This is a genomic window from Fibrella forsythiae (assembly GCF_017353175.1).
GTDB lineage: Bacteria > Bacteroidota > Bacteroidia > Cytophagales > Spirosomataceae > Fibrella > Fibrella forsythiae.
The window spans coordinates 147,878-170,465 of record NZ_JAFMYW010000006.1; the positions used below are offsets into that span (position 1 = coordinate 147,878).

Sequence of the window (22,588 nt, forward strand, 5' to 3'; positions counted from 1 at the left end):
CTCCTGTGCCACACGAAACAGAAAACAGAAAACAGAAAACTGTAAACATAAAAAATGGATCGCAATCAACTAATTGGCCTGCTCCTTATTCTGGCCATGTTTGTCGGTTACCAGTACCTGGTACCGAAACCCCCGCCGGAAAAGAAACCGGCCCAAATCACTAAAACAACCAAGCCAGCACCGGGAAGCGCTTCTACCGCCGCCGCCCCGCTCGATTCAGCCGCCGCACGTACCCAGTTTGGCGATTTTGCTCCAGCAGCAGTTGGCGAAGCCCGCGATATCGTTGTTGAAAATCCGGAAGTTAAAGTAACCTTCAGTACGCTGGGCGGCCGGGTAAAAGAAGTGCTCCTGAAGAAATACAAGACGTTCGACAATAAGCCACTCCTGCTGGTCGATGCCAAAACGAACCGTACAGTGCTTGAAATGCCTACCAAAACGGGCAAAGTCGATCTACACGAGTTGTATTATCAGACCACCTCACAGGGTGGCTCCGTTTCGGGCCAACCGCAGGTAATCACCTTCCGGGCCAACGCAGGCAATGGGCAGGCTATTGAACAGTCATACACTGTTCCGGCTACCGGCTACGCGATCGACTATGCATTGAAAGCCAGCAACATAGATAATGTACCTGCAACTGCAGAAGTACGGTTCCTGTGGGAAGACCGGATGCCGCAGTTCGAGAATGACCTGAGCAACAACCGCCGTGCGGCTACTATCAACTACCTGACAACGAAAGACAATTTCGACCACCTGGCCGAAAACGAAAGTAGCAACGAGGCCGTAGTAGAGGATCCAGTTAAGTGGTTTGCTATCAAGCACAAATACTTCCTGTCTGCGTTCATAGCCCAGAATACGCAGTTGAACAAGGCGAAGTTTCAGACCATTGTTGACCTTGCCGATAGCAGCACCGTGAAAACGGCGATTGCCGACGTAAGCATTCCGCTCGCCGACATCAAATCGGGTAAAGGCCAGTTCCGCTACTATTACGGCCCCAACGATTTCCAGATCATTAAAGAGGGCGTTGCCCCTGACTTCGACCAGAACGTGTATCTGGGCTACTCAATTCTTAAGCCAATCAACAAATACTTCTTTGTACCAGTCTTTAATTTCCTCGAGAAATTCATTGGCAATTACGGTCTGCTGATTTTCTGCCTGGTTGTTTTTGTCAAGCTTCTCCTGACTCCGCTGACGTATAAATCGTACATCAGCATGGCTAAAATGCGGGTGCTGGCTCCTGAACTGGCCGTTATTAAAGAACGGGTTGGCGATGATATGACCAAGCAGCAGCAAGAGCAGATGAAGCTGTATCAGGAGGTGGGCGTTTCACCGCTCAGCGGTTGTATTCCGGTGCTGGCCACCATGCCCATTCTGTTTGCGCTGTTCCAGCTGTTTCCGAACCTGATTGAATTACGGCAGAAAACCTTCCTGTGGGCGCCCGACCTGTCTACGTATGACTCGTTCATCAAGTTTGGTTTCACCATTCCGTTCGTTGGCGACCACCTGAGCCTGTTCACGGTGATGATGACCATTTCGAGTATTGCGTATGCCTATTATAATAACCAGACAACGCCTCAACAGCCTGGTCCGGTGAATATGAAGGCCATGAGTTACATTTTTCCGGTCATGTTTATGTTCGTCCTGAACTCATTCCCGGCGGGTCTGACCTGGTATTATTTTGTTTCAAACGTGGTCACTATTGCCCAGCAGCTCCTCATCCGGAATTTCGTTGACGAAACGAAATTGAAAGCCATGCTCGATGAGAACCGAAAAAAGATTGCCGCTGGTGGTGGCAAGAAGTCGAAGTTCCAGGAGATGCTTCAGAAACAGCTCTCAGCTGCCGAAGATGCCCGCAAGCAAGCTGAAGAGGCCAAAAAACGGGCTAAAAAATAAGTTTGTGTATCAGTTGCCTTAGCCGGTTTGTTACGTCATAACCGCATCAAAACCGCCGTGTTCCACAATTGGCAGCGGATCACTTAAAATGCCTAAACTGGCAACGCGAAAAAAGCAACGCAGCGAAGGCGTTGCTTTTTTCGCGTTCCACTGACAGTTATGACCAGGAAGCAGATTAAACTAGTTGCGCTCTGTTGGGCCGGATTCCTAGCAAGCACAGAAGGTAATGCTCAGAAAAACAAAGACATAGAACGGCGCTATAAGGCTGGCGTTCGTCTGGTACAAATGGGCGATTACGATAAGGCGCGAGCTGAATTACAGCCGGTAATGCAACGGGATGGTAGTTACGCGCCCTTCGCCTATTATTATTATGCCGATGCCTCGTACCGGCAAAAGCGCTACGAAGCAGCCCGGGCTACGCTGAAAGAACTGATCGATCGGTTCCCAAACTGGCTCAAGAAAGAAGAAGCCTACTACCTGGCCGCCGCAGCAGCGTATGAACAGGGGCTATACGATGAAGGCCTGTCTTACACGCAGTTGATCGCCGATCCCGACCTGAGGAATGATCTCGACCGAATGGAGCAAACCTTTCTGCCCCGGATCAGCGACCTGAATCGACTTAAAGCGCTTCAAAAACAGTACCCGAAAAACAAAACGCTCGCCCGAACGCTGGTTGACCTCATCCAACGAACGTCGTCGGATAAGGAAGATCTGGAGTTATCGGATCGTCTATCCAATCGGTATGGCATTGTCCCAACGCCCGTCAGCAAGCCTCCAGTTGGCCGGCCTGTGGAACCGAACGTACCTGTAAGCCAGCCAGCCACAACAGCGCGTGTTGACAAAGCCAAGGCAAAAGGCTATTTTAATATAGGTGTTCTATTCCCGTTTCGGGTAAATCGGTTCAACACTACTGAACGGGGACGCTCAAATCAGTATGTATACGATCTGTATGAAGGCATGAAACTGGCTAAGACCAAACTCATGGCCGAAGGTATCATCGTTAATCTGTTCGCATATGACATCGATAATGACGCCGATCAGACATTGGATTTGTTGAACAACGCGTCGTTCGCCCAGAACGACCTGCTCATCGGGCCACTCTACACCGAGCCAAATCGGCTGGTTTCAGCCTTTGCAACCCAGAATGACATTCCCCTGGTGAATCCTATCGCCACTAATCACGAACTTATTGCGAACCAGCCCAATGCCTTCCTGGCCCAGCCATCAACCACACAGCAGGCCATTGAAACCGCCAACTTTGCCAAAGAAATAACAACCATCCGGAAAGCAGCCGTGTATTTCGGAGCATCCCGCAAAGATTCGTTGCTGGCATCAGCTTATCAGTCTACCCTGAAGGCTCAGGGATTTCAAGTGGTCGAATTCCGGCGTCTGATCGGTAATGCTACGGCGATGGCGGCTAAGATGAAGTTGACGGAAGAAAATAAACCTGGCCATGTTTTCCTTGCCAGCAGCAATAACGATGACGGGACGGCTATGCTGGATGCGCTGAGCAAGCGGGGCATATCAAGTCCGTTGATTGCCACCTACCCGGCTTTCAATTATTTCCGGAACTCGCTGTCGACCTTCACACGACGGGAGCTGTACCTGGTTGCACCGGAGTTCATGGATATCGAGCGCAGCCCCACTGAAGTGTTTCAGGAAACGTACCTGGCCAAGCGCAACATCATTCCGTCAACGTTTGCGGCGCAGGGGTACGATATGCTGCTGTTCTTTGGCCGCCAACTGGCACGAGGAACAATCAGATCAAAAGTGCTGATGCGATCAGACGTAAGCGACGACTACGTGCTATCAGGCTTCGATTACTCTAAATCAAATGATAATCAGGTTGTTCCCATTATTAAGTTTGATGGCAGCCGGTTCGTAAAAATCAATTAGCGAATGAGCAGATGAGAAAAACGAGTGATTAATACAGTGCCTATGCCCTCCAATTTGCATAGGCAACGCCTAACTCGTTCATGCAATCATCTGCTCATTCGCTCATTCACTATGAAGAGCGAAGAACTTTTTGAGAAAGCAAAGCTGCTGATTCCCGGCGGTGTCAATTCACCGGTGCGGGCTTTTCGGGCGGTAGGTGGAAATCCCCTGTTTATTAAATCAGCGAAGGGCGCTTACATCACCGATGAAGACGATCGGCAGTATATCGAATTGATCAATTCGTGGGGGCCGATGATTCTCGGCCATGCGTTTGAACCAGTTGAAAAAGCCGTTCGCGACGCCATTCAGCATTCATTTTCATTCGGCGCGCCAACACGAAAAGAGGTAGAAATGGCCGAACTGATCATCGAAATGGTGCCCTCCGTTGAGAAAGTTCGTATGGTCAATTCGGGAACGGAAGCCACTATGGCCGCCATTCGGGTGGCTCGTGGCTTTACCGGACGCGACAAATTAATCAAGTTTGAAGGCTGCTACCACGGCCACGGCGATTCCTTTCTTATTGCGGCCGGTAGCGGAGCCATGACCATGGGTACGCCTGATAGCCCTGGCGTAACGAAAGCTACTGCCCACGACACCCTGACGGCACCTTATAACAATCTGGCTGCCGTTGAGCGTTTGATCGATGCCAATCCTAATCAGATTGCCGCTCTCATTCTGGAACCGGTAGTGGGTAATATGGGCTGCGTTTTGCCTGAGCCAGGATTTCTGCAGGGAATTCGTGATCTCTGCATAAAACACGGCATCATCTTGATCTTCGACGAAGTAATGACTGGCTTCCGGCTTGCCAAAGGGGGAGCGCAGGAACGTTTCGGTATACTGCCCGACATGACCACCATGGGCAAGATCATCGGCGGTGGTATGCCAGTTGGGGCCTACGGCGGACGTACCGATATCATGAACATGGTATCACCGGCGGGGCCTGTGTATCAGGCAGGTACGTTATCAGGTAACCCCATTGCCATGTCGGCGGGGTTGGCTATGCTTCACCATCTGAACAACCACCCCGAGGTATACACACGTCTTGATGAAGTTGGTCGGCGCCTGGCCGATGGTTTCCGGGCCAGCGCCGTTAAACTGGGGCTGAACTACACGGTGAACCAGATTGGCTCAATGTTTACCCTTTTCATGACTGACAAACCGGTCACCGATCTGGACTCAGCCAAAACATCAGACATTCCTCAGTTCGGCCGGTATTTCCATGCTATGCTCGAGCGGGGCGTGTACCTCGCTCCTGCTCAGTACGAAAGTCTGTTTGCCTCGACCGCCTTAACTGATGAGCTGATCGATCAGGTGATTCAGGCTAGCGAAGAATCATTAGCGGTGGCAATCAGCTAAGCGGACTCATCGTGAATATGACCTTTTCAATTATCATTCCCGTTTATAATCGTCCCGACGAGCTGGCTGATTTATTGAATAGCCTGACCCGGCAAACTAAGACGGATTTCGAGGTGCTGGTAATTGAAGATGGCTCAACGAATAAAGCCAACAACGTGGTGGCGACGTACCTGGACAAGCTCCGGGTACGTTACTACGACAAGCCCAATACAGGCCAGGGCTTTTCCAGGAATTACGGTTTCGAGCGCGCTACCGGCGATTATTTCATTGTCTTCGACTCCGATGCGGTGGTACCACCAACGTACCTGGAAACCGTTGATACGTACCTGAAGCATACGCCCCTGGATGCCTACGGCGGGCCAGACGGAGCAAGTCCTGATTTTTCAGATACCCAGAAGGCGATCAGTTATGCAATGACGTCGGTATTTACAACCGGTGGCATTCGAGGCAAAAAACAGAACGTGGGCGGTATTTTTCTACCCCGATCATTCAACATGGGGATGTCGAGGCAGGTATTTGCCCAAACCGGCGGATTTGCCAAACGCGATATGGGTGAAGACATGGAACTGAGCACCCGGCTAATTCGCCTCGGCTACAAGGTGGGGCTTATTCCTGATGCCGTTGTTTTTCACAAACGCCGGGGTACTCTAAGTGCCTTCTTTCGGCAGATCATTGACTTTGGCCGTACGCGTGTTCAACTACAGCGATCGTTTGGCATTCCAATCAAACTTGTCCACACGTTCCCCGTTCTGTTCACACTTGGCTGGGTAAGCTTACCCTTGTTAGCCATTATTTGGTTACCGCTGGCCAAACTGGGTGCAGCTGTTTATCTGCTTTTTGCGCTGCTGGTTTTGGTCGACGCCACAACGCAGGAAAAGAGTTTACCGATCGGCTGGCTTAGTCTACAGGCAGCCATTACCCAGCTTTCGGCCTACGGTTTCGGGTTTGTGGGTGAATGGTTACACCTATTTCCGCAAAAAAAGGGGAATGAAGACGCCAGAAAGCCGACTGGTACCTGAAACGCTGTATTTTGCAGCTCTTTATTCTACAGAACCCCCTGACGTAGTACATGGCTAATCCCCCGAAGCCCCCCGGACAGCGGTTGGTAAAACGCATGAGTGCCCGCACAAAGTGGTTGATCATGGCGCCCACCGGGCTGCTGCTGATTGGCTTTGGCCTGTGTGTATTTAGCGGTGCCGGTTATGATATGCAAACTGGCGCACCCTTTATGCGATGGTTCCTGAAAGGTACCTATAGCCTTATTCTGATCAACGGAGGGTTGTCGATCTTCGGCTCCGCCATTCGCTTTCGGGTGATGATCGACACACGCCAGATTATCCGGCAAGAGTTGAAACGCCGCCTGAAAGAGGTTAATAAAAAACGAAAAGCTCCGTCACCTAAGCGGGACGGAGCCTCTTAAAACGTACGATCAATCTTCAAGTGTCAACTGACGCTGTTTACTTACTGGAGCAACAACTCATACTGCCACTTAAAAACTGACACGCCATTATGCTGCTTTCTTTTCGGCGAAAGACGCTTTGATTGCTTCTACATCAACATTTTTGATGGTTGGCTTCAGTGTCAGTTGTTTGATGGCTTTAACAGCGTTATTAGCAATAGCGCGGTTTTTACGGCCTTTCCGAAGTAATTTGGTAACTCCCATTGTGATATATCGTTAATTGACGGTTCAAATTTTTGGAACGCAAAAGTAGGCATTTTCAGGCAAAAAATCGGTATTGGCCCTGAATTTTGCCTCACAATAAACTCACCTACACCTTCTTCAGAAACTCGGTACGCAACACCATCGCCGTGCCACCAATCCGGCAGTCTACCTCATCGGGGTCGTCGGTAAGTCGAATTTTCTTTACTGTTGTGCCGCGTTTCAATATGGTCGATGATCCTCTGACCTTCAAGTCTTTGATCAGGGTCACGGCATCACCATCGCTCAAAAGCGTTCCGTTACTGTCTTTTACGTCCATTATCAGATTAAATTAAAGTACACGTTTTACTTCTCGCGCATCGAGCTCCACAAGGCAGCTTTCTGGTTGACCTGCCTGAGCCAGAATTTCTTCCCCTGCCGGTTCCAGTGCCCGTCGCCCAGGTGATACCAGTCTGGATGTTGCCGAAGGGTGTCAATTGTTGAGATGATAGGCGCTTCTAAACGGGGATTTGCTTCTAGGCGCTCAATCTGATGGTTATACGTGCCATATGTAGGGTCCAAAATAGTTGCTTTATTAGGCACCAGGCACAGGTATACTTCCCTGAAACCCATTTGCAGGTAATGCCGACGAAGTGAATTGACGTTGCTAACCAGCGTATCCAGGCGCTTATCTGTGATCGGATAGAATGAGCTGTAGCTCGTGGTCGAATCGACTTCTACTTTGTAAAAAAGGTGTTTTTTGTCTTTCGACGCCGCCGTCCCTGCCGTTCGCCCGAACAGTTTGAACAGAAGTTCTGCTTTCGCTTCCTTAAAACGAATGGCCAACGGACCGTTGAAGAGTATGAATTCGATTCGCTGATTAATTTCTGTTCCAAACCGGGTCAGTAACCAGGATGTATTTGGCTCCTCTTTGGGCGATTCGGCCGACTGAATCTGGCCAGCACCTGGATGCGAGGCTGAACTGGGCACAAAACCACCGTTTATAAATATGGCTTCATACTCAGGTGAATACATTCGCTCCTGCAGCACTCGTTCAATTATCTGAACGACCAGAATATTCGTCCGTGTCGTATCCAGAGATACTTTCAGGGGGATTTTATTACCAACCCACCGGTGGAAATTGCGATGGCCTGCATAGAAACTGGTGTCTATGTTGGTGAAGCTGTCACCTAGTGTATACACATCTACGTCGTGGTAGTGTTTGGTGGGCCTGTCGGCGTCGGTAAGCTCGCCATTGACATAAATATCCGTTTCTTTAAACTCCGGCAGATTCGACATATTGTACAAATCGCCATAGCTATACTGGTTGGGAATAAAGCCGTGCTGATCAAGCCACCGCTGCATTGGTGGCGAGAGGGCCACCACAAACAATATGCCCGATATAACCAGAAAGCCCAAGCGTATCAACCTGGTAATCATACGTTTATAAATCAAAACTGGAAATAGATGAATTGGTTGGCCGTAAATACGCCGAAGAAATAGCAGAGCAGCAGCAGGCCGATGATCGTGATCCAGAAGTGCCCGTTTGAGAGGCGTTTGGTAAAGGCAATCCAGCGGGGTTCGAAGAGTAGGGCAGCAATCAGCAGGGCGCAGAAGCAGAGTTCGGTCAGCGAAGCAGACGTCTGAACGGGTGCCGACAAATTGGCCGTCAATACTTTTTTCAGCACAACAAACGCATCACTGGTACTGGCCGCTCTGAAAAATATCCAGGTTAGGGTAACCAGGGCAAACGTCAGCAGTTGATTTAGCCGATGAACCGCCATCCCCTTTAGCTGCGATTCGCGACGAACCGCTTCGCTGGTGTCGGTTGATCGGCGTGACCACAATTGCCCTACGACCAGGTAAAAGCCGTGCAGCAGACCCCAGATAATGAATTTCCAGTCGGCGCCGTGCCAGAGGCCACTCAGGCCAAATACGGTCATCGTGTTCAGGTACGTTCGGGCAGTAGATACCCGGTTGCCCCCCAGCGGAATATAGACGTAATCGCGAAACCAGCTCGACAGGGAAATGTGCCACCGCCGCCAGAATTCGGCTATGGAGGCCGACAGATAAGGCGTATCGAAATTCTTCATCATCCTGATTCCCAGCACCTGCCCGGCACCGATGGCGATATCGGTATAGCCCGAAAAATCGCAATAGATCTGAATAGAATAGAAGATCGCTGCTATGATAAAGGTTGCGCCGTTGGTTGTTTCGACGTGGGCGAAAGCGGGGTCGACCACCAGTGCCATTCGATCAGCGATGACTACTTTTTTCACAAAGCCGCCCGCCATCAACATCAACCCGTACCGGACACGCGCCCAGTCAAAGGGTTGAAAGTCATGAAACTGGTGCAGAATATTCTGGGGGCGTTCAATGGGGCCAGCTACCAATTGCGGGTAGAAGAGCACATAAAGCGCATACACCCCAATATTATGTTCGGCCTTCTGGTTGCCCCGGTAAACTTCAATTGTGTAGCTGATCGACTGAAATGTATGAAATGACAAGCCGATGGGAAGCACAATGCCGGGTATGAGTTCGCCCAGCATCGGAACAGAGTGTGTGATGCCAACGGTACCCAGCAGCAACGATATCTGTGTATGAAAAAAATCGTAATACTTGAAAAAGGCAAGCAGGCCAACGTTGGCTACCAGGCTGATAATGAGCAGTAACTTCCGCCTGTGGCCCTGCGATCGTTCAATATAAATGCCGGCAACATAGTCAATCAGGATCACCAGACCCAGAATGAGCAGGTAAACCGGAATGAAGGCCATGTAGAAATAACAACTGGCCAGCAGCAACAAAACCCAGCGACCACGCAATGGCAAACTAAAATAGGCCAGCGTGGTAAACAGGAAAAACAGTAAAAAATGTAGCGAGTTAAAAAGCATTACACACGATTGAATTGGCACGTTCAGCCCAAATCACCGACCATCCACTGCCGAAATGACCAGTCTGTCGGGCTCACCCCCGCGAGCCCTGTTGAAGATGACAAAGCTACGCGGAATCAGATGGTTCTAAAAATAGGCGAATGTATACGGCAGTTCTATCTTCACATCGTGCCATTCGGGCGGCCATCGTACCTTTGTGGCATGAAACCATCAGTTGTTAAAGGAACGCGTGATTTTGGGCCGGAGCAGATGAGCAAACGGCTATTTATTTTCGATACCATCCGGCAAACATTCCGGCGCTTCGGCTTTCAGCCTCTGGAAACACCCAGCATGGAAAACCTGTCGACGCTGACGGGGAAATACGGCGACGAAGGCGATCAACTCCTGTTCAAAATTCTGAATTCCGGCGATTTTGCGGCGGGCCTCACCGAAACTGATCTGGCCCAGGGCAGCAAAAAGATGACCTCTCGATTGGCCGAAAAGGGGTTGCGCTATGACCTGACGGTGCCCTTTGCCAGGTACGTTGTTATGAACCGGCACGCCCTGCCAATGCCCTTCAAACGATATCAGATGCAACCCGTGTGGCGCGCCGACCGTCCACAGAAAGGCCGTTACCGTGAATTTTACCAGTGCGACGCCGATGTGGTAGGCACCGATTCGCTGCTCTGCGAAGCCGAGATCGTGCTCATGGTACATGAGGTATTCCATAACCTGGGCGTAGCTGACTTCACGCTGAAAATTAATAACCGCAAGATTTTAGCTGGAATAGCCGAGGCCATTGGCCGCGCTGGTGAAGAAAGTACACTGGCCGTTGCCATTGATAAACTCGATAAGATCGGCCAGGAAAAAGTAATCGACGAGTTACGCGAGCGGGGATTTTCAGACGACAATATCACTGCGTTGCAACCGCTCTTTACGATCAACGGTAAGCCCACTGATGTGCTCGCTACGCTACGTACCTGGCTTACAGAATCGGCGTTGGCCCAACAGGGAATAGCCGAACTGGAAGAAACGCTTCAGCTAGTTGATGGGCTGGGCCTGGCCGACGCACTAATTGAGATTGATGTAACCCTGGCAAGGGGGCTCTCCTACTACACCGGAGCTATTTTTGAAGTGAAAGCGAATGGCGTGTCAATCGGCAGCGTCAGTGGTGGAGGGCGTTATGATAACCTCACAGGTACGTTCGGGATGCCGGGCCTGTCGGGTGTTGGTATCTCTTTCGGCGTTGATCGCATTTACGATGTGATGGAGGAGCTCAACCTGTTTCCGGCATCGGCAGCGCAGGGAACACAGGTGTTGCTGGCGTGTCTGGACACCGACGGTCGCTCCATTGCGTTACCCCTACTTAGTCGGCTTCGGGCGGCAAACGTACCTGCTGAGTTGTATCCTGATGTAGCGAAGGTGAAAAAACAACTCGATTACGCCAATCAGAAGCAGATTAAATACGTTGTACTGATTGGTTCAGACGAAGTACAATCAGGTCAGCTTTCGGTAAAAAACATGACAACCGGCGAGCAGCAGAAACTCACTGCCGAGGCAATCGTTGACTTCCTGTCAGTTGAATGTAGCTAGCTTTAGAGCCGGTTATTGCGTTAGATGCTGCTCAGGGATATACAGCCTGAACCGGGTTCCCTGAGCAGCAGTGTGATTGTATATAGCTGGTTGACCACTGGTCGGGAAACTGATTTCTTCGAGTGCAGGTGCCAGATTCTCAACGGTGAGGGTTCCGCCGGCCTGTTCGCTTAGCCCTTTTATGAGCCGTTTCCCGAATGAGGTTGTCGGCCGGTTCCACATCTGCAAATCAATGCCCGGTCCATTGTCGGCTACTTCGAGTAACAGCCCCTCCCGTTTCAGCAAGGATACCGACAGTTTCGGCTCGCGTACGTTTGGCACCGCATATTTGAAACAATTGGTTAATAATTCGTTGATGATGAGGCTCATAGGGACCGCCATATCGATATCCAGCACATCAACGTCACTATCGATATGTAACGCCACGGATTGTGGCGAATACCCATACGCCTGCATGATGCTGTGCGTAAGCTCTTCCAGGAACTGCCCCATATGAATGCTGGTGAGCTCATCTGACTGGTAGAGCCGCTGATGAATAAGCGAGATCGCCTCAATACGCCGCTGCCCTTCCTGAAAAGCCTTAATGGCCTGCTCGTCTTCAAGGCGGTTCAGTTGTAAGCTCAGCAAGCCCGAAACGATAGCCAGATTATTTTTTACCCGATGGTGCAGTTCGCGCATTACCGTTTGCAGTTGAACAGACTGCTCCTCAATGCGTGCTTTATCGGCCTGAAGTTCGGCCGTTCGGTCAGCCACCTGTTCTTCCAGCGTTTGTGCATAGCGGGTTAGTTCAGTTTGTGCATTATACAACGAACGAGTCATCTGATTAAAATGCTGCGTGAGCACCCCAACTTCATCCTGCGTCGACTGAACGACCTGTACTGTCAGATCACCCGCATTCACATGTCGTACACCGTCGAGCAGGCGAAGTACAGGCTGCGTTAAGGCTGCGTTGATCAGGCGAGGCAAGAGCAGGAAATTCAGTGAGGCAGTACCAACAATCAGAAGCAGAATTTTCAGAAGGCTATCCTGCTGGGCAACACGGGCGGGCAAATCGAGGATATCGACCGGCGGGCAAAACACCAGCATGACCGTTAGCAGTATTGACGCAATCGAAATCTGGGTGAACCCGATCTGTTTCACCTTCAGGCTGGTAGGAACCGCCGAATACGTCAGATAAACGATAATTTCGGTCAGATTCCCAAACCAGAGCAGCGTTGAGTACGTCCAGTAGCCTACGTTGGAATAGAAGCCGACCGATATGACGACCAGACACATGACGACAAAAATCCAGTTAACTGCCGTCATCCAGCGCACCCCCGTGGTATTTGGCGAATCTTGCTGACGAAGCCGGATGGCCTTACGCGTACAGACAATCAGTGCCCATACGTTCGTTAGCGAGCCGTATAGAAATCCGGCGAAATTGAGTGATTCCAGATTGCTGTTGTTGAAAAACTCATTCCAGACTGTAAACAGACACAGCAACGTACCCAGCCCAAACGACAGGTACCTCACCACACGCCGCTCTTTGGGGAACGTGTCGTCCAGAAAGACATAGTTGAACTGCACAAAAGCAATTTCGACCAGGGCAAGGGCCGGAAATGTCCAGCAGGTAAGCAGTAGTTTGTAGGGTAAGCTCCCAATGTACGCTGGATGAACGGCGTAGTGAAAGAATTCGCTGATCTGCCACACCATCTGGCATAAGTAAAACACCAGTAACCAGCTTCGGGTGAGCGTTTCGACGGGCGATTTTCGAACAAAAACCCACATACTCCCCATCACCAACGCTAAACTAACAGCCATCAACGAGTTAGTGTGGAGTAAAAGATAGGGCATAACTGTGGTTGAGGCTACGTTTCAGCGGAAGCGTCTCTCCACTGTTTCGGTTGAATGAGCAATATCTGCATTTTACGGCAATCAAGGCACATTCATACTTACTTATGCCCAAAAGTTAGACCTTACCTGACTCCTGCAACCGATGAACGACACATTTCGGCTGTCGTTTACTTACTTGTGCATTGGATGAATGCATAATTATCCGATAATCGCCAGACAGGCTCGACTACCAGGATACATGTCGCCTGATGACTGAGAATTAGTTTAAGCCTCTGTAACTGGCTAATCTGTTGATTGGTAACGTCATTACACTTCCCATTCAGTGTAACCCGAAATATTTCTGCTAACGCAGGGCACAAATCCCCTCATCAATTCGCTTAATTTTACTAGAGCCAAGCCTACCGTTCTCAAGCTCGGCTAAATCCGGCTATAGACATTTCTTAGATATGCAATTCTCACATCTCCACTGCCACACGCAATATTCACTGCTCGACGGGCAGGCAGATATTAAGAAGCTGATTAAGAAGGCAAAAGCGGATAATATGCCCGCCGTGGCTATTACCGACCACGGCAATATGTTCGGCGTGTTCGAGTTTGTGGCCGAAGCCGCCAAGCAGGGCATTAAACCCATTGTCGGCTGCGAATTTTATGTAGTTGAGGATCACCACGTTAAACAATTCACGAAAGAAAAGAAAGACGTTCGGTATCACCAGTTGTTACTGGCCAAGAATGCAACGGGCTATAAAAACCTGGTGAAGCTGTGCTCGCTGGGCTACATGGAAGGCCTGTACGGTAAGTATCCGCGTATTACCAAAGCTCTGATTGAGCAGTATAAGGAAGGCCTTATCGCATCAACCTGCTGCATTGGGGCCATGGTGCCGAAGACCATTCTGAAAAAGGGCGAAGAAGCTGGCGAGATCGAGTTCAAATGGTGGCTCGACCGGTTCGGCGAAGATTACTACGTGGAGCTTCAACGCCACGAAATTCCCGATCAGATCAAGGCCAACGAGGTGCTGGTGAAGTTTGCCAAAAAGTACAACGTTAAGATTATTGCCTCCAACGATTCGCACTATGTGGATCAGGACGACTGGGTGGCGCACGATATCCTGCTGTGCGTAAACACCGGCGAAAAGCAGAGCACGCCGTCGATGAAGGAGTTCAGCGACGACGAGGCGATGCCCAAAAACACGCGCTTTGCGTTCTTCAGCGATCAGTTCTATTTCAAGAACACCCAGGAAATGTCCACGCTGTTTAAGGATATGCCCGAAGCCATCGACAACACGAATGAGATTGTCGGAAAGGTCGATACGCTGAAACTGAAGCGCGACATTATGCTGCCCAACTTCCCGATCCCGAAGGAGTTTCAGCAGCACGCCGACGACGTTATGAACCAGTGGGAGTACCTGAAGCACATGACCTATGAGGGTGCCAAAGAACGGTATGTCGACATAACGCAGGAAGTGCAGGAACGACTGGACTTTGAATTGTTCACGATCCGGACAATGGGCTTTGCGGGTTATTTCCTCATCGTGGCCGACTTCATTAAAGCCGGGCGCGACATTGGCGTGATGGTTGGACCCGGTCGTGGCTCGGCGGCGGGTTCGGCGGTGGCCTACTGCATCGGAATTACCAACATCGACCCGATCAAGTACAACTTGCTGTTCGAACGATTCCTGAACCCCGACCGGAAGTCGATGCCTGATATCGATACCGACTTCGACGATGAAGGTCGTCAGAAGGTGATCGATTACGTGGTTGATAAGTACGGCAAGCAACAGGTAGCGGCCATTGTCACTTACGGCACCATGGCGGCCAAGTCGGCCATCAAAGATGTGTCGCGGGTGATGGACCTGCCCCTCAACGACGCCAACGCGCTGGCCAAGCTGGTGCCCGACAAGCCGACGTATAATATGACCCTGAAACGGATTTTTGAAGATCCGATTGACGGACCCGGCGGCTTGTCGAACATCATCTCGCCCGATGAAGTAGAGAACGTCAGGAAAATGCGCGCGCTCGAGTCGGGCGATCAGAGTGTTGGCCGGACCATGAAGCTGATCGACACAGACAAGGTGCAGAACGTACTGCAACAGGCGCGTCGACTCGAAGGTACAGTGCGCAACACGGGGGTTCATGCGGCGGGGATCATCATTGCCCCGAGCGATCTGTCAGATATCGTTCCGGTCTCGACCTCGAAAGATACCAACCTGATCATCACGCAGTATGAGGGGAAAGTAATCGAAGATGCCGGGGTTATCAAGATGGACTTTCTGGGTCTGCGGAACCTCACGATCATCAAAGAATGTCTCCGGCTCATCAAACAGAACTACGGGCTGGTTATCGATATCGACAAGATTCCGCTCGACGACCCGAAACCCTACGAACTATTCCAGCGGGGCGAAACAAACGCCATTTTCCAGTTTGAATCCGACGGGATGAAGAAGTACATGAAGGACCTGAAGCCTGACCGCTTCGAGGACCTGATTGCGATGAACGCCCTCTACCGCCCCGGCCCGATTCAGTATATTCCAAACTTCATTAACCGGAAGCATGGTCGCGAGGCAGTTACCTACGACATGCCCGAGATGGAAGAGTTTCTGGCCGACACCTACGGGATTACGGTGTACCAGGAGCAACTGATGCTGCTGTCGCAGAAGTTGGGCAACTTTACCAAAGGTGATGCCGACGTTCTGCGGAAGGCGATGGGTAAGAAAGACCGCGCCACACTGGACAAAATGAAGGGTAAGTTTATGGACGGCTGCGAAGCCAATAAACTGCCCCTGAAAGCCTGCGCCAAAGTCTGGACCGACTGGGAAGCCTTCGCGTCGTATGCCTTCAACAAGTCGCACTCTACCTGCTACGCCTTCGTGGCGTACCAGACGGCCTGGCTAAAAGCCCATTACCGCTCAGAATACATGGCGGCGGTATTGACCTCGTGCCTGGGTAACATCGAGAAAATCACGTTCTTCCTCGAAGAATGTAAAAACATCAACATCCCGGTGCTTGGCCCCGACGTGAATGAATCAGAACGGGTATTCGGGGTGAACAAGAAGGGCGAAATCCGGTTTGGGCTGGGGGCGATTAAGGGCTCGGGCGATGCGGCAGTAGAAAACATCATTGCTGAACGTACCCAGAATGGGCCTTATAAAGATATTTACGACTTCATTATCCGGGTCAACCTGCGTACGGTCAACAAAAAAACAATCGAATCGCTGGCCTATGCCGGAGCCTTCGATGCGCTCGACGAGACCATTCATCGAGCACAATACTTTGAGATTGTCCCGGGCGATAATGCAACGTTTATTGAGAAGATCATCCGGTTTGCCAACACACACCACGCCGAAAAAGCCGCTTCTCAGGTGTCGCTTTTCGGTGGCGGTGCCGGAAACGACGTAGCGATGCCCCGGCCTCGACCAGCGGTTGTTCCGATCTGGAATCAGATTGAGAAACTGAAATACGAGAAAGACGTCGTTGGCTTTTACATCACCGGTCACCCGCTCGATGAGTTTCAGGTAGAGCTGGACGGATTCTGCAACTGCACGCTGGACAAGGTTTACGAGACCAACGCGCCCGATATAAAGATTGGAGGTATCGTTTCGGCTGTGCAGACTCGCATTGCCAAAAATGGTAATCCGTTCATGATCTTCAAACTCGAAGATTATCAGGGATCAATGGAGATGACCCTCTTCGGCGACGATTATGCCCGTATGGCGCAGTATGTGGAAGTGGGCCTGTTCCTGCACGTGTCAGGCAAAACCCAAAACCGCTGGAATTCGGATCAGTTGGAATTTAAGCCGACAAGTATCCGGTACCTGAGCGAAATTCGGGAGAAGATGTGTAAGGAACTGGCCATCACCATCAATCTGGCGTACCTGAGTGAAGAGCTGATCGAAACAATCAACAACCTGGTGAAAGCCCATCCAGGTACGTGTACGCTTTCGATGAAAGTACAAGACCCGGAGGAACCAGTGGAAGTTAATCTACTGTCACGAACGATCCGCGTCTTTCCGGCCAACACCTTATTGAATGCCCTGCGCACTATGGACGGAGTACGATGCAAAGTAGCCTGATGAGCGAACGTCGATCCTAGTTTTTATCTGCTTTATATAATGAAGAGCTCTGGCTGTACAGTCAGGGCTCTTTTGCTTTTGGCACAACCGGACTTGTTTTGACTCTATTCCAGAAAATTTTAGCTTATTTCATGATCAATAGAATATTTTGCCTTTACGCGAAAACACAGAATTTATTAAAAGTTGCATTATTATAGGTAGAACCTTATGTTTTTGTCTTTATTTAATGTTATTATTTAATGAATATTCTATTTTACGGTCTTTTTGGTCTAAAAACATTGGACAAAACCTTGCACAGACCATTTTGTTAGATAAAATTTGCACGAAACCTAACTACTACTATCGTCGAGTCTAACAAAACAAACAGCATGAAAAAATCACTTTTACTTACATTTCTAGCAAGTTCAACTTTAGTAGCTAACGCAACAGATACAACTAGTGTTAACACACCTACCGTGCCTCAGCCTGCAGTCGTTCAACCAACGGCGGCTAAACCTAAAGCCGATGGCGACGACACTGGTAAGTTTACTTTTTCAGGCTACCTCGACACGTATTATTTCGGAAACTTCAATAACCCTAGAAGCCAGTCTAACTTAGGATTAAATGGCACAGGCGTAGGCAATGCTCGTGCGTTCGACCAGCGGTCCGGCCAGTTTGGCATTGGTCTGATTCAGGCTAAGGCGGTATATACAGCCGATAAAGTTGACGCCGTTATGGACCTCACTTTCGGGCCTTTCGCTGACCTAGGAAACTATGGTAACTACTTAGGTCCGCTGGGTCAGGGGTCAACCGCCCTTGCTATCAAGCAGGCGTATATTGTATTTAAGGCAACGCCAAAACTGTCATTCACAGCCGGTCAGTTCGGTACGCATATTGGTTACGAAGTGATCGATGCGCCGGTTAACTACAACTACTCGCTGTCTAACCTCTTCAACAATGGTCCTTTCTACCACATCGGTCTGAAAGCGCAGTATGCGTTCAGCGACAAAGCGTATCTGATGGTTGGTCTGGTAAACAACGTGGATAACCTGGTTGATAACAATAAGAAGAAAGGCCTGATTGGTCAGTTGTTCGTATCGCCTGCCACCGGCTGGAATGTATACCTGAACGCGATTGTCTCAAACGAAGCGTCGAAAGACATTCCGAATGCAAACGGAACGGGCGTAGCTGTCTCTGCTGACAATGCCAGCTATTCACTCTTCGACTTGACGACTACCTACCAGGTTACATCTAAGTTCTTCCTTGGCCTGAACGCCGCCGCCGGTTCACAAACAGGTGACTATCAGAACTATGGCGGGCCAACGTCTGCCAAAACGTGGGGCGGTGCCGCCATCTATTCAAACTATGCTTTCACGGATAAGTTTGGCCTGGGTATTCGCTACGAATCATTCGACAACAAAAACGGAGCACGGGCGCTGACCGATGCCTCTGGTGCCGGTGCCAGCGTAAACTCGATCACGATCACAGGCAACATTACCGGTGCCAACGGTCACGTGTTACTGAAGCCTGAGTTCCGGTTGGACAGCTATTCGGCCAACAAGTTTGAAATGAACGACGGCACATTAAGCAAAAGCCAGGCTACGCTTGGGATGGCTGCGATCTTCAAGTTCTAAAATAAACTGTTCGTCTGTAGTTGGTTTGCTGATTGCGACACGACGACATCAGCAAACCAACAAACACACAAACAATTTTCCTTTTACAACAAAACCAGTTAACTGTCATGCAAAAACCTGCAATTGTTCCTCTGATTATCCTGCTGGCTATCAGCTTATGGGCTGTTCTCAGTCCGTCGGTGCCAACAACAATCGTGACTGAAGGCATAAACTCCGGCGATACTGCCTGGATGCTTATGGCGGCAGCCCTTGTTCTTCTGATGACGCCCGGTCTGGCGTACTTCTACGGTGGTATGGTGAGCAACAAAAACGTGATCTCAACCATGCTTCAGAGTTTTGTGGCGATGGGCGTAATCAGTATTATCTGGGTCGTTTGTGGTTTCAGCCTGGCTTTCGGTGACTCAATCGGTGGTTTCATTGGTGACCCGCGCACCTTCCTGATGTTTAAAGGTGTGCTGGATGGCAAGCCCTGGTCATTAGCGGCAACGATTCCCCTGGTTGTATTTGCCTTCTTCCAGTTGAAGTTTGCCGTTATCACACCTGCCCTTATCACCGGTTCAATGGCCGAGCGGATCAACTTCCGGTCGTATGTTCTGTTCATGATCCTGTTCAGCCTGTTCGTATATGCTCCACTGGCTCACTGGACCTGGCACCCAGAAGGTTTCCTGTTCAAAATGGGCGTGCTTGATTTCGCTGGGGGCACCGTTGTACACATGTCGGCCGGTTGGGCCGCGCTTGCCGGTGCTCTGTACCTGAAGCGCCGTAAGAACCACGTAAACGCTAACTTCCTGCCACCAGCCAACATTCCGTATGTGCTGCTGGGAACAGGCCTGCTGTGGTTCGGCTGGTTTGGTTTCAATGCCGGTTCAGCAGTAGGTGCTTCACCACTGGCCGCTATCGCTTTTGCTACGACCAACACGGCTGCCGCTGCTGCTGGCCTTGGCTGGGTGCTGTTCGACGCGGCCAAAGGCAAAAAAGTATCAGCTCTGGGCTTCTGTATCGGTGCTGTTGTTGGCCTGGTTGCCATTACGCCTGCCGCTGGTTTCGTTACCATTCCACAGGCGATCTTCATCGGTACGATCGCTTCGATGGTATCGAACTTCGTTGCCCATCTGCGCTCTAAATCAACGCTCGATGATACGCTCGATGTGTTCCCTTGCCACGGTGTTGGTGGGATGGTTGGTATGCTGATGACCGGCATCTTCGCCAGCAAAGGCGTTAACGCAGCCGTTGTTGATGAAGGACTGGCTTACGGTGTTACCAAACTGTTTACCACCCACCTGATCGCACTGGTCGTTGTGTCGGCGTTCGCTTTCGTTATGTCATTGCTGTTGCTGAAAGTTACTGACCTGATTCTGCCCCTGCGCGTATCAGAAGCCGACGAGAAAGAAGGCCTCGATGTCAGCCAGCACGATGAGTTCCTGATCGACGCTTAGTCACGGTTTTTTTCTGGCGCTGCGGCTGATTCAGGAGATTGACTTCCTCAGTCGGGCGATTATAAACACTTCAACTCTGAACTAAAATATAACGACAGACCCACAGGCTTAGGTGTTGTGTTCGTAGCCCAGGTTATGGCCCATCGGACTGTGGTTTTGTTGTACTCGTTGAAGGTATCTGCTTCTGGCGGATACCTTCTTTGTTTTTGACAGGATCGGACCTGGGCAGCTGTTGTCGGGCCTGTCAAAAACAAACCCTGTCCCAATTCTTAACAGCGCTCATGCCAGGTACGTCGTATCTTTACGAATATGACGCGCTCATCACTTCGGGGACGTACCCGCGACGGATTGAACTTTGCCGGAAAACTCACCCCACGGCGCATTGCCAATGCCTTGAAGGTGCTGACCAGCTTTTACGCTTCCCGCCAGTCAGGCTTACCTAATCAACGGGGGTTGCCAGTTTCCTTATCTGTTGAACCAACAACTTCGTGCAACCTGCGCTGCCCGGAATGCCCCAGTGGCCTTCGCTCATTCACGCGGCCAACGGGTATGCTGGGCGTGGACATGTTTAAACGGACCATTGATGAACTGCACGATACCCTACTCTACCTGATCTTCTATTTTCAGGGAGAACCGTACCTGCACCCAAACTTTCTGGAGTTGGTTCGATACGCCGCCGACCGGAACATATACACGGCCACCAGCACCAACGCGCATTACCTCACCGACGACAACGCCCGCAAGACCATCGAATCGGGCCTCGACCGCCTGATTATTTCCATTGACGGTACATCGCAGGACGTGTATGAACAGTACCGCGTTGGCGGAAATCTGAACAAGGTGCTGGAAGGCACCAGGAATCTGATTCGCTGGAAGAAAGAGTTAAAGTCGGCTACACCGCACGTGATCTTTCAATTCCTGGTGGTGAAGCCCAACGAACATCAGATTGCCGAAGTGCATCAGTTGGCCCGTGAGCTGGGTGTCGATGAGGTAAAACTGAAAACGGCTCAGATCTACGATTACGAACATGGTTCAGACCTCATGCCAACCATCGAAAAGTACAGCCGCTATGCCCCTAAACCAGACGGAACCTTCGGCATTAAGAACGCGCTACTCGACCATTGCTGGCGCATGTGGCACTCCTGCGTGATGACCTGGGACGGGCGAATAGTGCCCTGCTGTTTCGATAAAGACGCTGACCATCAGCTGGGTACGTTACAGGACCATAGCTTCCGTGAGGTATGGTTCAGCGACGCGTACCGCCGTTTCCGTCAAACACTAATTCAGAGCCGGGCCGATATTGAGATGTGTAAAAATTGTACTGAGGGCGCTAAGGTGTGGGCGTAGACTTACAGAACGAAAGAGCAAATGAGGGCAAGAGTGAGGGCTCTGCCCGAAGACTTTGTCGATATAGTCGCTCTTTCTCGCTTTCTATCTTCCACTCTTTATTGCTTTGTGAAACATTTTCGTGAAACGTTTCTTGGAAAGCTAACATGGTTCCGGCATCTTTGGGACTGCAACGAACAAACCCATGGGTAAAGTTATTGCCATTGCCAACCAAAAGGGTGGCGTCGGTAAAACCACAACAACGATTAATCTGGCTGCCAGTCTGGCCGCTTTAGAATTTAGAACGCTAATTGTCGATGCTGACCCACAGGCAAACTCCACTTCCGGGCTGGGTTATAACCCTAAGGAGATAGAGAACAGCATTTACGAATGCATGATTGAAGACGTACAGACGCGCGACGCCATCATTCAGACCGACTTCCCCAATCTTGATTTACTTCCCTCCCACATCGATCTGGTTGGGGCAGAAATTGAGATGATCAACCTGCAAAGCCGGGAAGACAAGATGAAGGACGCGCTGAATCAGATTCGTGATGACTACGACTTCATTATCGTCGACTGTTCCCCATCGCTGGGTCTGATTACGATCAACAGCCTTACCGCTGCCGACTCGGTTATTATTCCGGTACAGTGTGAATACTTTGCGCTTGAAGGGCTCGGCAAACTGCTTAATACGATCAAAATTATTCAGTCACGCCTCAACACGGATCTGGCCATCGAAGGCATTCTGCTTACGATGTATGACCTGCGGGTGAGGCTCTCGAACCAGGTGGTAGGTGAAGTAACCTCTCACTTCCAGCAGATGGTATTTCACACGATTATTCCCCGGAATATTCGGTTGAGTGAGTCGCCAAGCTTTGGCGTTCCCGTACTGGCGCAGGATGCCGACAGCAAAGGTGCTATAAGCTACCTGAATTTAGCGCGCGAGATTTTGGTCAAAAACGGCCTCATGCCGCAGGAAACAGTTTAAAGAGTTTTCTGTCTTCCGTCTTTTGTTGCTCTGCCAATC

At 50.4% G+C, this 22,588-nt stretch carries 16 protein-coding genes; 11 read left to right on the forward strand and 5 right to left on the reverse strand.

The window, feature by feature from the left end; translation table 11 throughout:
* Positions 1 to 54 precede the first annotated feature (54 nt).
* From yidC to J2I46_RS19410, 5 genes are all read left to right on the forward strand, one after another.
* A complete protein-coding gene (yidC, locus tag J2I46_RS19390; RefSeq protein WP_207330712.1) occupies positions 55 to 1,890 on the forward strand; it encodes a membrane protein insertase YidC in 1,836 nt (611 codons plus the stop codon).
* A gap of 159 nt (positions 1,891 to 2,049) precedes the next feature.
* The gene (locus J2I46_RS19395; protein ID WP_207330713.1) at positions 2,050 to 3,786 is read left to right on the forward strand and encodes an ABC transporter substrate-binding protein; all 1,737 of its coding nucleotides are present in this window, start codon (positions 2,050 to 2,052) and stop codon (positions 3,784 to 3,786) included.
* A gap of 111 nt (positions 3,787 to 3,897) precedes the next feature.
* The gene (hemL, locus tag J2I46_RS19400; protein WP_207330714.1) at positions 3,898 to 5,181 is read left to right on the forward strand and encodes a glutamate-1-semialdehyde 2,1-aminomutase; all 1,284 of its coding nucleotides are present in this window, start codon (positions 3,898 to 3,900) and stop codon (positions 5,179 to 5,181) included.
* Positions 5,182 to 5,198: 17 nt separating this feature from the next.
* Complete coding sequence (locus J2I46_RS19405; RefSeq protein WP_207330715.1) at positions 5,199 to 6,200, forward strand: glycosyltransferase family 2 protein; 1,002 nt, start codon at positions 5,199 to 5,201, stop codon at positions 6,198 to 6,200.
* Positions 6,201 to 6,250: 50 nt separating this feature from the next.
* The gene (locus tag J2I46_RS19410; RefSeq protein WP_229379853.1) at positions 6,251 to 6,601 is read left to right on the forward strand and encodes a hypothetical protein; all 351 of its coding nucleotides are present in this window, start codon (positions 6,251 to 6,253) and stop codon (positions 6,599 to 6,601) included.
* A gap of 87 nt (positions 6,602 to 6,688) precedes the next feature.
* On the opposite strand, the gene J2I46_RS19415 is transcribed toward J2I46_RS19410, so the two are convergent.
* The 4 genes from J2I46_RS19415 to J2I46_RS19430 all read right to left on the reverse strand — a co-directional run bounded on the left by J2I46_RS19415 (position 6,689) and on the right by J2I46_RS19430 (position 9,711).
* The gene (locus J2I46_RS19415) at positions 6,689 to 6,844 is read right to left on the reverse strand and encodes a hypothetical protein (protein WP_207330716.1); all 156 of its coding nucleotides are present in this window, start codon (positions 6,842 to 6,844) and stop codon (positions 6,689 to 6,691) included.
* Between the two features lie 106 nt (positions 6,845 to 6,950).
* Complete coding sequence (locus tag J2I46_RS19420; protein WP_207330717.1) at positions 6,951 to 7,160, reverse strand: zinc ribbon domain-containing protein YjdM; 210 nt, start codon at positions 7,158 to 7,160, stop codon at positions 6,951 to 6,953.
* Positions 7,161 to 7,186: 26 nt separating this feature from the next.
* On the reverse strand, positions 7,187 to 8,260 hold the full coding sequence (locus J2I46_RS19425) for a hypothetical protein (protein WP_207330718.1): 1,074 nt from the start codon (positions 8,258 to 8,260) through the stop codon (positions 7,187 to 7,189).
* Between the two features lie 11 nt (positions 8,261 to 8,271).
* Positions 8,272 to 9,711 carry an MBOAT family O-acyltransferase gene (locus J2I46_RS19430; RefSeq protein WP_207330719.1) on the reverse strand — a complete coding sequence of 480 codons (1,440 nt, stop codon included), beginning with the start codon at positions 9,709 to 9,711 and terminating at the stop codon, positions 8,272 to 8,274.
* 201 nt (positions 9,712 to 9,912) lie between these two features.
* Between J2I46_RS19430 and hisS the strand changes: the two genes are divergently transcribed.
* The gene (hisS, locus tag J2I46_RS19435) at positions 9,913 to 11,283 is read left to right on the forward strand and encodes a histidine--tRNA ligase (RefSeq protein WP_207330720.1); all 1,371 of its coding nucleotides are present in this window, start codon (positions 9,913 to 9,915) and stop codon (positions 11,281 to 11,283) included.
* Between the two features lie 12 nt (positions 11,284 to 11,295).
* Here the strand turns inward: hisS and J2I46_RS19440 are convergent, their stop codons facing one another.
* On the reverse strand, positions 11,296 to 13,116 hold the full coding sequence (locus J2I46_RS19440) for a sensor histidine kinase (RefSeq protein WP_207330721.1): 1,821 nt from the start codon (positions 13,114 to 13,116) through the stop codon (positions 11,296 to 11,298).
* 446 nt (positions 13,117 to 13,562) lie between these two features.
* On the opposite strand from J2I46_RS19440, the gene dnaE reads away from it, so the two are divergent.
* The 5 genes from dnaE to J2I46_RS19465 all read left to right on the forward strand — a co-directional run bounded on the left by dnaE (position 13,563) and on the right by J2I46_RS19465 (position 22,549).
* Entirely contained in the window at positions 13,563 to 17,183 is a 3,621-nt protein-coding gene (gene dnaE / locus J2I46_RS19445) for a DNA polymerase III subunit alpha (RefSeq protein WP_207330722.1), read from the forward strand.
* Between the two features lie 368 nt (positions 17,184 to 17,551).
* On the forward strand, positions 17,552 to 18,796 hold the full coding sequence (locus J2I46_RS19450; protein WP_207330723.1) for an outer membrane beta-barrel protein: 1,245 nt from the start codon (positions 17,552 to 17,554) through the stop codon (positions 18,794 to 18,796).
* A 107-nt stretch (positions 18,797 to 18,903) separates the two neighbouring features.
* Positions 18,904 to 20,232, forward strand: coding sequence for an ammonium transporter (locus J2I46_RS19455; protein ID WP_207330724.1), 1,329 nt, complete (start codon positions 18,904 to 18,906; stop codon positions 20,230 to 20,232).
* Positions 20,233 to 20,541: 309 nt separating this feature from the next.
* Positions 20,542 to 21,579: a radical SAM protein gene (locus J2I46_RS19460; RefSeq protein ID WP_207330725.1), complete on the forward strand. Its 1,038-nt coding sequence runs from the start codon at positions 20,542 to 20,544 to the stop codon at positions 21,577 to 21,579.
* A gap of 184 nt (positions 21,580 to 21,763) precedes the next feature.
* Positions 21,764 to 22,549: a ParA family protein gene (locus tag J2I46_RS19465; RefSeq protein ID WP_207330726.1), complete on the forward strand. Its 786-nt coding sequence runs from the start codon at positions 21,764 to 21,766 to the stop codon at positions 22,547 to 22,549.
* Positions 22,550 to 22,588 lie beyond the last annotated feature (39 nt).